Annotated in this window: 8 protein-coding genes; 5 read left to right on the top strand and 3 right to left on the bottom strand. The window is 52.6% G+C overall.

The window, feature by feature from the left end; translation table 11 throughout:
* Positions 1 to 133: 133 nt before the first annotated feature.
* Positions 134 to 1,657 (bottom strand): fumarate hydratase, encoded by a 1,524-nt coding sequence (locus HPY30_05930; GenBank protein QYZ65562.1) that lies wholly within the window; start codon positions 1,655 to 1,657, stop codon positions 134 to 136.
* A 305-nt stretch (positions 1,658 to 1,962) separates the two neighbouring features.
* Here HPY30_05930 and HPY30_05925 point away from each other — a divergent pair, with 305 nt between their 5' ends.
* The 5 genes from HPY30_05925 to HPY30_05905 all read left to right on the top strand — a co-directional run bounded on the left by HPY30_05925 (position 1,963) and on the right by HPY30_05905 (position 8,348).
* A complete protein-coding gene (locus HPY30_05925; protein QYZ67930.1) occupies positions 1,963 to 2,949 on the top strand; it encodes a cytochrome-c peroxidase in 987 nt (328 codons plus the stop codon).
* Complete coding sequence (locus HPY30_05920; GenBank protein ID QYZ65561.1) at positions 2,949 to 3,797, top strand: hypothetical protein; 849 nt, start codon at positions 2,949 to 2,951, stop codon at positions 3,795 to 3,797. Before HPY30_05925 ends, HPY30_05920 begins: the two co-directional genes overlap by 1 nt.
* A 237-nt stretch (positions 3,798 to 4,034) precedes the next feature.
* On the top strand, positions 4,035 to 5,282 hold the full coding sequence (locus HPY30_05915; protein QYZ65560.1) for an IS701 family transposase: 1,248 nt from the start codon (positions 4,035 to 4,037) through the stop codon (positions 5,280 to 5,282).
* A gap of 61 nt (positions 5,283 to 5,343) precedes the next feature.
* Complete coding sequence (locus HPY30_05910; protein QYZ65559.1) at positions 5,344 to 7,158, top strand: PAS domain S-box protein; 1,815 nt, start codon at positions 5,344 to 5,346, stop codon at positions 7,156 to 7,158.
* Between the two features lie 89 nt (positions 7,159 to 7,247).
* A complete protein-coding gene (locus HPY30_05905) occupies positions 7,248 to 8,348 on the top strand; it encodes a response regulator (GenBank protein QYZ65558.1) in 1,101 nt (366 codons plus the stop codon).
* 20 nt (positions 8,349 to 8,368) lie between these two features.
* On the opposite strand, the gene odhB is transcribed toward HPY30_05905, so the two are convergent.
* Positions 8,369 to 9,559 carry a 2-oxoglutarate dehydrogenase complex dihydrolipoyllysine-residue succinyltransferase gene (gene odhB / locus HPY30_05900; protein QYZ65557.1) on the bottom strand — a complete coding sequence of 397 codons (1,191 nt, stop codon included), beginning with the start codon at positions 9,557 to 9,559 and terminating at the stop codon, positions 8,369 to 8,371.
* A 63-nt stretch (positions 9,560 to 9,622) separates the two neighbouring features.
* Positions 9,623 to 12,484: a 2-oxoglutarate dehydrogenase E1 component gene (locus HPY30_05895; protein ID QYZ65556.1), complete on the bottom strand. Its 2,862-nt coding sequence runs from the start codon at positions 12,482 to 12,484 to the stop codon at positions 9,623 to 9,625.
* Between the last annotated feature and the right edge of the window lie 143 nt (positions 12,485 to 12,627).

The following is a 12,627-nucleotide window of genomic DNA, read 5'->3' as shown; positions in this document are numbered from 1 at the left end:
GGGAAGATAGAGCAACGCAGGAGCAGTTGCCGAGATGCCGTCGTCAAGCCTACAGGGATGTATATTCGGCGTCCCTTATTTGGGGATGTCGCCTATCCAACGTTCTCCTTAGTACCTAAGTATATGGCACCTGTCATTCGATAATAACAGGAATATCTGCGATTCGGCTGCGCCACTCGGCTGGGCCGGTCTCGTGTACTGAGTTGCCGAGGCTGTCTACGGCGACGGTAACCGGAAAGTCGACGACCTCGAACTCACGGATCGCCTCCATGCCCAGTTCTTCAAAAGCGATGATGCGGGAGGCGCGTATTGCCTTGGAGACGAGATAGGCCGCTCCACCAACGGCCATCAGGTAGACTGCCTTATGGTGTTTGATCGCCTCGATGCCGCTGGGGCCACGTTCAGACTTGCCAACCATGCCGATGAGGCCCGTTTGGCCCAGCATCATCTCGCTGAACTTGTCCATGCGGCTGGCCGTGGTAGGACCCGCCGGTCCGACCACTTCTTCACGCACAGGGTCGACAGGACCGACGTAATAGATGAAACGGTTGTGAAAGTCGACGCCTTTGGGCAGGGGTTCGCCTTTTTGCAGCAGATCGGCAATGCGCTTATGCGCGGCATCCCGGCCGGTCAACAACTTACCCGACAGAAGAATGCGATCTCCGGGTTGCCAGGCTGCAATATCCTGTTTGGTGAGACTGTTCAGGTCGACGCGCCGGGCGTCGTCCGAGGCCTCCCAGGTAACGGCGGGCCAATCGTCCGGCTGAGGCGGAGTCAGAACGGCAGGGCCGGAGCCATCCAGGGTAAACTCTGCATGACGTGTGGCGGCACAGTTGGGGATGATCGCCACGGGCAGGGAAGTGGCGTGGGTGGGGAAGTCGCTGATCTTGACGTCGAGCACAGTGGTCAGCCCACCCAGTCCCTGCGCGCCTATACCCAATGCATTGATCTTTTCGTAAAGCTCCAGCCGCAGGGATTCGACGGTGTTCGTTGCGCCGCGGGCCTTGAGTTCGTGGATGTCGATCGGTCCCATCAGCGACTCTTTCGCCAGCAGCATGGCCTTTTCGGCGGAGCCCCCGATACCTATACCCAGCATGCCGGGAGGGCACCAGCCAGCGCCCATTTGCGGGATCTGTTCCAATACCCACTCCACCAGTGAAGCCGATGGGTTGAGTATGGCGAAACGGGTCTTGTTTTCAGAGCCGCCACCCTTGGAGGCGATCTTGACCTCGATGCGGTCACCGGGAACCAGTTCGGTATGGACGATGGCAGGTGTGTTGTTTTTGGTGTTGAGGCGTCCCCCGGCTGGGTCGGTTACCATTGAGGCCCGCAAAATATTGTCGGGATGAGAGTAGGCGCGACGAACACCCTCATCAACCATTTCAGTGATGGAGATGCTGCTATCCCAGCGAACATCCATTCCCACTTTAAGGAACACCACCACCATGCCGGTATCCTGGCAGATGGGACGCTTTCCTTCGGCACACATGCGGGAGTTGACCAGGATCTGCGCCATCGCGTCCTTGGCAGCGGGAGATTGTTCCCGTTCCCAGGCTTTACCCATTGCCTTAAGGAAGTCTGTCGGATGGTAGTAGGAGATGAACTGCAGGGCATCAGCGATGCTGTCGATAAAGTCATCCTGGCGGATCAGCGTCATTGATAGAACCCTATTTTGATTGATTGGGATAGTTGTTCGTGAGAGTAAGGTACATCAGAGTGCGTGTGCTTGCATCCCCGTTCGGCATTGTGTGGGAAGGGAGGATGGTTTTTGTTCATATATTCAATATGTTGCGTTGTTTTGCATGGATTTTGTTAAACCCTAATTGGATCTTGAAGGATAAAGTTTTTCAGCAAAATGCCGATAAAAAGCAGTGGAGTTATGGATGTTTTTCCAGAGAAGCTGTGGTAGCTGTGAATTTTAGAGTGTTGATCAGGGTGATCCAAATGGTATCTGCGTGCTGTATGTCCGTCAGAGATTCCCTGCTGCAGATAATAAAGTGGGCTTGTGCATCCTTTGCTGTTTCAATTTTTACCATTTCAATAGCAGAGGCCTCTAGCCTCGCGAATGAGCCTATCATCCCGGTTCCCTACCCACCTGAATCAGACCCGCGCAAAATTGAACTGGGAAGAAGACTGTTTCATGACCCTCGTCTGTCAGCAGACAACACCATCTCCTGCTCCTTTTGCCATCCACTGGATCGGTCGGGTGTGGATGGGCGGCAGACCTCAATAGGTATCAATGGTGTGGTTGGTGAGTTGAATGCCCCAACCGTAATTAACAGCGGGTTGCAGGCGAGTCAGTTTTGGGACGGTCGGGTTGAGACACTCGAGGAGCAGGTTGAAGGTCCTGTAACGAATCCCAAGGAAATGGGAAGCACATGGTCTGAGGTGATCAGAAAAATAAGCGCTGACCATTGGTACCGGATGACATTTGATGCGGTGTATGAAGAGGGTGTAACAGCTGACGCGATAAAAGACGCAATTGCACGTTATGAGGAATCCCTGGTAACGCCGGATGGTCCATTCGATCGTTATCTAAAGGGCGAGAGGGATGCAATCAACCAGGTTGAAAAGGAAGGGTATCAACTGTTCAAGAATTATGGATGTGCCTCTTGCCATCAGGGGCGGGCGGTTGGCGGAAATATGTATGAGAAGCTCGGCATTGTCAAACCCTACTACACGGAGGGGACTAGTTTCAGCAGGTCTGATCTGGGTCGTTTCAACGTAACCGGCAGTGACGAGGACCGTTTCGAGTTCAAGGTACCCAGCCTGCGGAATGTTGCATTGACAGCCCCCTACTTCCATGACGGTTCGGTGGCATCATTGGATTTGGCAGTGAGGCTGATGGGTGAGTATCAGCTGGGCAGGCGAATTCCAGAAGTGGAGATTGAAAAGATTGTTGCTTTTCTGCACACCCTATCCGGACAGTTGTCGGAAATTAGTCGGTAATGGCGACGATTTCCAAAAAAATCTTGCCAGGCGGCTACTGGTTGGGCGCGTTGCTGCTGGTTCTGCTGCTGACCGCTATTTACCAAAAGTCTGAATTCCAGGATACGGAATCTCATGCACGGATGATTGAGGGTATTGGCCGCCTGAAAACCCTTAATGCGGAGTTGGATGAAAGATTGCTGGAGAGTCGCTTTGGACTTTCGTCGAATTATGATGCCCTGGTATCGGGGGAAAAGGTATTTTCATCATATAGCAGAGATATGTACAGGGATCTCGGTGATGAAGAGAAGATGGTTTTGGCGGATGCCTGGCAGGGGTTGCGTGAGAATCTGGCGAGAAAAAGAGGTGCGATAGAGAATTTCAAATCAGAAAATGCCGTCCTGAAAAATTCTACGAAGTACTTTCCAATTGCGGTTAAACAGGCATTGCTGGGGCTGGAAGCAGTGCCTGATACGGAAGGAGTAAGAAAACAGATCGTCGACTTGGTGCAAACCACGCTCTATCTCAATCAAGGGTGGAAAGGCGAGCCGCAGGCACGAGCCAAACTTCTGCTGGATGAACTGGAGAAAAAAGCGTCGAATCTTCCGTTTGAAATCGGGGAGTCGACCATGTCTCTGATAATGCATGGACGCTTTATCATTTTGTATAGGTCGACAGTGGATGATTTGATAGAAACAGTCAGAAAGATGGAGATGCTCTCGCATATCGAATCTATCGAGCAGACCTATCTGGCATTTCATAAAAGACAGCAGACCCTGTCAGATATCTTTCATGTTGGAATATTTACGCTATCCACGCTCTTGATAATGTTGGTTATCTATGCGCTTAGTTCTACTTTGTCAGATTAGATCTATAAGTAACTCACTGAATAATATAAAATATATGCTGTGAATTTCTTGGCAATCATCGTAAGGAAGAGCATCAAATGACAAGCACCAAGGTCATTTGAATTACCTGATACGCGCATAAGTAGAATCGATCGCATAGCGGAGCGATTCCAACGTTTCCAGTACCGCTTTGAATCCCATTTTCGAAGCAAGACGAGGTCGGTGTTTCAACCGGTCACACACTATCTCAAAGGCCTGATGCAAGCGCAGAGAAAGAACATGGAACGCATGGAAGAGGTGGTTGCAGGCGCAGATGATCAGCGTCTCCAGCATATGCTCACCGAGTCCCCGTGGGATCATCGTGCGGTGTTAGACCAAGTGGCGCTGGAAGCCGATCAATGGCTGGGTGGAACCGCGGATACCTGTCTGTTGCTCGATGAGAGTGGCCTTGCCAAGAAGGGTAAACATTCAGTGGGGGTTAAACGCCAATGGAATGGCCGCCAGGGCAAGGTGGATAACTGCCAGGTTGGTGTATTCGCAGCACTGGGTAAAGGGCACTTGTCCACGCTGATAGATGAACGTCTCTATCTACCCAAAGAGTGGGTATCGAACCCGGCTCGCTGTCGCAAGGTGGGTATCCCGGAAGTTGAACGGAAACATCAAAGCAAGTCAGAGTTGGCGCTGGAGATGGTGCGTCATCAGAGGACGCTTGGCCTGCGTTTTGCCTGGGTGGGTGCAGATGGGGGATACGGGAAGGATCCGGCTTTTCTGAGGGGTTTGGAGGCGATGGGTGAAACCTTTGTGGTGGACATCCACAAAGACCAACAGGTCTACCTGGAAGATCCACAGCCGTTCATACCGGAGAGCACGACAACGCGCGGTCGTCGTCGAAGTCGTCTGCAAGCCCAGGCAGCCCGTCTGCGCGTTGACCAGTGGCTCAATGAGCAACGGGACAGCGAGTGGCAGCAAGTGGTATTACGGGATAGCAGCAAGGGCAAACTGCGCGTCGAGATCCTGCATCATCGGGTTTGGCTTTGGGATGGAAAAGAAGCCCAGGCACATCAATGGCACCTGATTGTACGACGAGAGGTCAATTCACCGGAGACGATTAAATACACCTTGTCGAATGCACCGGAAGAAACGCCATCCCATTGTCTTGCAAAGATGCAGGCGCAGCGGTTCTGGGTTGAGCGTTCGTTCCAGGATGGTAAGAGTGAATCAGGTCTTGCTGATTATCAGGCCCGTAAATGGAAATCCTGGCATCACCATATGGCCTTGGTCATGATGGCGATGTTATTCATGCTCGAAGAGCGAATTGTGCAAAAAGATGATCACCCCTTACTCAGTTGTTCAGACATCGAATCGCTATTGCGTGCCTTCCTGCCACGGCGAGATATTGAACGCGATGAAATACTACGGCAAATGACGAAACGGCATCGTAAACGACAAGCGGCTATCGACTCCCAATATCGAAAACAGACGCTGGAACAGTCGGTTGCCGGGTGATGGAATCTGACAAAGTAGAATTAGTCGGCTTAATAATACTCGCGACAAGTTACAGGAGACGGTGAGGAATCTCGATTTTCAGAAATATGCGCTTGATCAGCACGCTATTGTCAGTGTCTCTGATGTAAAAGGCCGAATAACTTATGTTAATGACAAGTTTTGTCAGATATCCGGGTACAGCCGTGAAGAGTTGCTGGGGCAGAATCACCGGATTGTGAAATCGGATGCTCATCCGGCCGAATATTTTCAGGATATGTGGAGAACTATTGCCAAAGGAGATGTGTGGCGGGGAGAAACAAAAAATATCAGTAAGAACGGGCATTACTATTGGGTGAAAAATACTATTGTTCCATTTCTTAATGAACAAGGTAAGCCTTTTCAATATATATCCATACGAACGGATATTACTCAGCGCAAGGCGATTGAGGCGGCAGTGGATGAGAGCCGCCGATTCATGACGAGTATTACCAACGCAATGGGGGAGGGCGTTTATGCGCAGGATAAGGAGGGTCGTTGCACCTTCTTGAATCCAGAGGCTGAGCGTCTGCTTGGGTGGAAATTCCAAGCGCTGAAAGATAGAAACTTTCATGATGCCGTTCATTTTCATGATCAACAGGGAGGACGCGTAAGCAAGGGGGAATGTCCAGTATCGAAACAGGTTCATCAAGAAGAGGTCTTTCGGTCTGAAGATGGTCTCTTTACTCGTAAGGATGGAACAGTATTTCCTATTGCCATCACGGCAGTTCCTATCGTCGAACATGGAAAGGTCGCTGGCTCGGTTGGAGTTTTCAGGGATGTTTCAGAGCGCAAGGTTGTTGAAGACGCACTGCGTTCGAGCGAAGAGCGGTTTCGTCAGGTTGCGCATACTGCAAATGACGCCATCATAAACATTGACGAAATGGGAAATATCGTTTTCTGGAATAAGGCGGCTGAACTGATCTTTGGCTTTTCAGAAGACGAAATGCTTGGCCATCAAGTGGACAGGATTATTCCAAAGCACCTGCAAGAATCACATAACACTGGTTTTCAGCGCGCCGTTCAGAGTGGCGAGCTTATAAGTGGAGGCAAGGTCTTGGAGCTTCCTGCAGTGCGGAAGGATGGAGAGCATATTCTGACAGAGGTCACGCTGTCTACATGGAGTTCTACTGATGGACGTTTTTTTACCTCGATGGTGCGTGACATCACTGAACGCACAAAAATGCTGCAGGAGCTTGGTACTGCGATTGACAGAGCAGAAGAGGCTAATCGCGCAAAGAGTGAATTTCTCGCCAATATGAGTCATGAGATCCGTACGCCGATGAACGCGGTGATTGGCCTGAGTCATCTTGCATTGCAGACGGAGCTCAGCAATGATCAACAAAATTATTTGTCGAAGATCCAGGCCTCCGGAAAGGCGCTGCTTGGCATCATTAACGATATTCTCGATTTTTCCAAGATTGAAGCCGGTGAGTTGAAGCTGGAACACACCAGTTTTCTGCTTGATGATGTGTTTGAACACGTCTATTCCGTCTCCAGTCTTATTGCTGAAGAGAAGGGTTTGGACCTGATCTTTCACCCGAATTCCCAACTGCCACATCGTTTTGTGGGAGACCCGCTGAGGCTTGGGCAGGTGCTTACCAACCTTGTCGGCAATGCACTTAAGTTTACCGATATTGGAGAGGTTGAAATCTCTACCCGGGAGATTTCACATGAAGGGGACAGTCTATTGCTCCGCTTGGAGGTTAAGGATACGGGGATTGGCTTGACAGCCGAACAGACTAATAAGCTATTTCGTTCATTCTCACAGGCTGATGCATCCACAACCCGACGCTTTGGTGGGACAGGACTAGGTCTTGCCGTAAGTAAAAGTCTGGTCGAAATGATGGGGGGGAAATAGGTGTAGAGAGTGAACAGGGTACAGGCAGCACTTTTTCTTTCACTGTGCGTCTCAAAGTTGCTGAGGATTCACCCGTTGGCCATAAAGGATTGAGATTTGGTCAATCCGGTGGAGAACGGGAAGCACACAGCCCTGTCCGCGATGTTGAAGCGATTCAGGGCATTCTGGGTGCTCGTGTGCTGCTGGTTGAAGATAATGCAATCAATCAGATGGTTGCCCGGGAGTTACTAGAGGGTTTTGGTCTGAAGGTAGTGGTTGCAGGAAACGGGCTGGAAGGGTTGGCTGCTCTGGAACGAGATGTTTTTGATCTTGTGTTGATGGATGTTCAAATGCCGGGGATAGATGGTTATGAGACCAGCCGTCGCATCCGTAAAGTGGAAGCAAATAATGATCTGCCCGTCGTGGCGCTGACGGCCCATGCGATGGCAGGAGATAGGGAGAAGAGTCTTGATGCGGAGATGGACGACCATTTGACCAAGCCTATCGACCCCGATGAGCTGTTTGATGTCCTGGTGAAATGGATCAATCCGGTACATCGGGGTGGTGTTTTGTCGCAAACAAAAACGACATCGGCAGCGCGACTCCCAGCGCAATTGTCAGGTATCGACCAGCAAGCGGGTTTGCGTGTCGTTGGTGGCAATCACGAGATCTACCTCGATCTCTTGCGGCGATTCCATAGAGACAATCTTGAAGCCTCGGTAAGGCTGACAGGGTTGCTGGAACATAATCGTGATGAGGCAAAACATGTCGTACATAACATCAAAGGCACAGCGGCCACTATTGGGGCCTTTAAACTGTCGGAAGCGGCTTCAGGTCTTGAACTGGCGTTAAGAAAAGGTGAGGCGGATGTCGAATCTTTTCGGCTTCAGATTAAAGATTCGTTATCGGACGTGCTTTCCGGATTGTCGGGACTGGAGTCCGTGGAGCAGGAGCAGCAGAATACGGGAGGCCGCCTGCCGGATATGCAACACACTCAGTCACTGGTGGATGAGTTGACCGCGATGCTGAAGGAGGGGGATCTTCAAGCCCTGATCATCGCTGAACAGTTGGCAGACTCTCTTGTAGAGACATCGGTGTCAGAGGATATCAGAGCACTCCAGGAGAAAATATCTGAATTTGATTTCGAGCAATCATTACATATCCTGCAGCGTCTGGTTGATGGGATTGAGAAGGCTGCAAAAGCGGATTAGTTTCTCAGTTTCGTACCCGCCTATACCTGCAACATCAGCCGTGCCGGCTCCTCCAGATTCTCTTTGATATTGACCAAAAACTGCACCGCATCCTTGCCGTCGATGATTCTGTGGTCGTAGGAGAGTGCGAGATACATCATAGGGCGTATGACGATTTCGCCATTTTCCACAACCGGCCTCTCCTGAATGGCATGCATCCCCAGGATTGCGCTTTGGGGGGGGTTGATGATTGGTGTGGAGAGCATGGAGCCGAAAACCCCGCCGTTGGTGATTGAGAATGTTCCTCCGGTGAGTTCTTCGTAACTCAGGGTCCCTTCCATCGCTTTTTCACCAAAGTTGCGGATCTGCTGCTCTATTTCGGCAAAACTGAGTTGATCGGCGTCCCGAAGGATCGGCACCACCAGGCCGCGGGGTGAAGAGACCGCAATGCCGATGTCGAAGTAGCCATGGTAGATGATGTCGTTTTCATCTACTGAAGCGTTGACTACCGGAAAACGTTTGAGTGCCTCGACAGATGCCTTGACGAAGAAGGACATATAACCAAGCCGCACATCATGTTGTGATTCAAAGGTTTCGCGGTATTGACTGCGCAGCAGTTTTATCTCGTGCAGATCGACTTCGTTGAAGGTGGTGAGGATGGCTGAATTCTGCTGGGCTTGTAGCAGGCGTTCTGCCACCCTTTTCCGCAGGCGGGTCATGGGTGCCCGCTGTTCCGGTCGCTCTCCGCTGGGAATGGAGAGAAGGGGGCTAGATGGCAGCATCGGTGTTTTTTTGTTTTCTGTTGCCGGCGGGGGCGTCTGCTCCCGAATATATGCTTCCACATCGGCCTTGAGGATACGGCCGTTCTTGCCGCTGCCTTTGATAAGGCCCGGGTCGATCTCGTTCTCCTTGACCAGACGGCGTACAGCGGGTGTCAGCACCGGCATTGATTCTGCTTTCGATTCGATCTCTCCCTTCATGGCTGAAGGTGCTGCACCGGCTTCCACGATGCCCAGCACATCATCCGTCTGGACGGTGTCGCCGGCATTGAAGCGGATCTCTTTCAATATGCCATCTATTGGTGCCGGCACTTCGAGCACCACCTTGTCGGTCTCCAGGTCGAGCAGGGTTTCGTCTCTGCTGACGCGGTCACCGCCTTTTTTGTGCCAGGTCAGGATGGTGGCATCCGCCACTGACTCCGGGAGTTCGGGTACGCGAAGTTCTATGCTCATCGGTTATCTGCTTCTGTCGTTGTCATGGGTCGGAGAAACTTGTGACGATGGTAGGTCAGCGTCTCAACCCAGGTTAGACAGGCTCCTCTGGTTCATGTCTGGATTGATCTTGCCGCTGAGTGCCTCATCAATCAGGGTCTCCTGCTGTTTTATATGCAGGGGACGATAGCCGACGGCTGGCGCTGCTGCTGTTTCACGGCCTACGTAATAGAGTCTCTTTCCCGCCTGGAGATGGGTGCGGAAACGGTGTTTTATCTGGTCCCATGCGCCTTGGTTCTGTGGCTCTTCCTGGCACCAGATGAGATCCCTGGCCTGCGGGAAGGGGGCGATTGCCTGGTTGAAATACTCAAGTGGAAACGGGTAGAGCTGTTCGATACGAACGATGGCCACGTCCCCCAATGAACGGGTGCGGCGCGCCTCCAGCAGCTCATAGTAGACCTTGCCGCTGCACATCACGATGCGTTTCACCTCATTGGGGTTCAACTTGTCGCCCTCACCGATAACCGGTTCGAAACAGCCCTCGGTGAATGCCTGAATGGGAGAGGTGGCCAGACGGTGACGCAGCAGACTTTTGGGTGTCAAAACGATCAGTGGTCGGCGCAGAGGGCGCAGGATCTGCCGCCGCAGCATATGGAAGACCTGGGCGGGAGTGGTAGGTACACAGACTTGGATGTTGTGGTTGGCGCAGAGTTGCAGATAGCGTTCGAGACGGGCGGAAGAGTGTTCCGCCCCCTGACCTTCATAGCCGTGTGGCAGCAGCATCACCAGCCCGCACATCAGTCCCCATTTTTCACCGGCGGATGAGATGAACTGGTCTATGACAACTTGGGCGCCGTTTGCAAAGTCGCCGAACTGCGCTTCCCAGAGGGTGAGTGCATTGGGCTCTGCGCTGGCGTAACCGTATTCGTAACCCAGTACGGCCTCTTCGGAGAGCAGGGAGTCGGTGACAAGAAAGTTCGCCTGATTCGCCTGCAGGTTTTGCAACGGGATATAGGGTTCGCCGTTGACCTGATTGTGCAGCGCGGCATGACGGTGGAAGAAAGTGCCGCGCCCTACATCCTGCCCCGAGAGACGGACGGGACAGCCTTCGGTGAGCAGTGAGGCGTAGGCGAGGGTTTCACCAAAGCCCCAATCGACGAGCTGATCGCCACTGGCCATGCGGCGCCTTTCCGCCCAGATATTCTCCAGTCTGGGGTGCAATTCAAAATCTCCAGGGGTCCGCAGTAGTTGCCCGGAGAGGTTTCCAAAACATTCAGGCGAAATGCGTGTCTTTGTGGGGTGGTCCCAATCGGTTTTGCCAAATGGATGCCAGTCCACATGAAAGATATTTTTCAGCGCGCAGATCACTGGCCGTGAGACCACGCGGCCCTGCTCCAGGGAGCTGCGATAGTTCTCCACCATGGCCTGTGCCTGCTCTGGCGATATGACGGAGTGGGCGATCAGATGTTCCGCATAGCGGGCCCGCACGGTGGGATGACGGCGGATTTTTTTGTACATCTCCGGTTGGGTCACCGAGGGTTCGTCTGCCTCGTTATGGCCGTGGCGGCGGTAGCAGACCATGTCGATCAGGACGTCCTTGTTGAAACGGAAACGGAAATCGAGTGCGAGGCGTGTGACAAACAGTACTGCCTCCGGATCGTCGCCATTGACGTGAAAGATAGGTGCCTGAACCATCTTCGCCACATCGGTACAGTAGGTGGTGGAGCGGGTATCCAGCGGGTTGCTGGTGGTAAAACCGATCTGATTGTTGATGATGATATGGATTGTGCCGCCGGTGGTGAAACCACGGGTCTGGGAGAGGTTGAGGGTCTCCATCACCACCCCCTGACCGGCAAAAGCGGAATCACCGTGGATCAGCACCGGCAGCACCTGTTCGCCGGTGCGGTCGCCACGCCTCTGCTGTCGGGCGCGAACCGAGCCCTCGATGACCGGGTTGATGATCTCCAGATGGGAGGGGTTGAAACCGAGAGCGACGTGTACAATACCGCCAGGCGTGTCGATATCGGTGGAGAATCCCATGTGGTATTTGACGTCACCGGAACGGCGCTGCAGGTTGGCCTCGACCCGACCCTCGAATTCGGCAAAGATCTCCTGGGGCGGTTTGCCGAGGATGTTGGTCAGAACGTTGAGGCGGCCTCGGTGGGCCATGCCGATAACCATCTCTCCAATACCATTTTTTCCGGCGTGCTGGATCAGTTCGTCCAGCAGCGGGATCAGGCTCTCGCCACCCTCCAGCGAGAATCTTTTCTGTCCGACATAGCGGGAGTGCAGATACTTTTCGATCCCTTCAGCCGCAGTCAGCAGCGTCAACAGCCAAAGTTTGTCATCAATCTGCATGGATGACTGATTGCTGAGGTTTTCGATGCGCTCCTGAATCCACCGCTTCTGTACCGTATCGGTCATGTGCATATATTCAGCACCGATGCTGCCGCAGTAAACCCGCTGCAAAAGGTCGATGATTTTACGAAAAGGCAAACGTTCAGGGGCGGCGAGGGAACCGGTGTTGAAGACGGCTTCGTCCCCGATGTTGTCGAGTTGGAGGAAAGCGGGATCCAGGTCGGGCACATACTCAGGAACCCGCAGTTGCAGAGGATCCAGATTGGCATTTTGATGGCCGCGGACGCGGTAGCCGTTGATCAGACGCAGTACAGCGGCCTGTTGTTCGGCGGCTGTGGGGGAGAGGCATGTCTGAGGGGATCTTCCTGTCGGGAGCCGCTCCCTGGCCAGTCTCAGAAAATGCGCCTGGATGGGCCGGTGCGCCACCTCACGTGAGGATGACGGTTTCAACAGATCAAAATGGTGACGCCAATCCTCAGGTACACTGTTTGGATCCTGCAGAAAACGTTCGTAGAGTTCTTCAATAAATGCGGCATTGCCACCGTAATAGGCGGAGGAGGATTTTAAAAGATCCAGCAGCGCAGGCATGCTCATACCGAAAGCGTGTTAGAAATGATCACAAGGTCGTGAATGTTCACAAAGTCTTGTTGGTTTTATTCTATATTGTTTAATACGATGTTAGCACAGGGATCAGATTCGACAGGGTTGGTCGACGGCGACGGCTGAATGAT

The organism is Gammaproteobacteria bacterium (ex Lamellibrachia satsuma), from assembly GCA_019623805.1.
GTDB lineage: Bacteria > Pseudomonadota > Gammaproteobacteria > Chromatiales > Chromatiaceae > QGON01.
Note: the sequence above shows the minus strand (reverse complement) of the source record. Positions and strands in the feature narration are given on the sequence as shown.

Bases quoted from the DNA above. Each gene is read 5' to 3' on its own strand.
- HPY30_05930 (QYZ65562.1), bottom strand. From the start codon at position 1,657: ATGACGCTGATCCGCCAGGATGACTTTATCGACAGCATCGCTGATGCC.
- HPY30_05915 (QYZ65560.1), top strand. From the start codon at position 4,035: ATGCAAGCGCAGAGAAAGAACATGGAACGCATGGAAGAGGTGGTTGCA.
- odhB (QYZ65557.1), bottom strand. From the start codon at position 9,559: ATGAGCATAGAACTTCGCGTACCCGAACTCCCGGAGTCAGTGGCGGAT.
- HPY30_05920 (QYZ65561.1), top strand. From the start codon at position 2,949: ATGGCGACGATTTCCAAAAAAATCTTGCCAGGCGGCTACTGGTTGGGC.
- HPY30_05925 (QYZ67930.1), top strand. From the start codon at position 1,963: ATGTCCGTCAGAGATTCCCTGCTGCAGATAATAAAGTGGGCTTGTGCA.
- HPY30_05895 (QYZ65556.1), bottom strand. From the start codon at position 12,484: ATGCCTGCGCTGCTGGATCTTTTAAAATCCTCCTCCGCCTATTACGGT.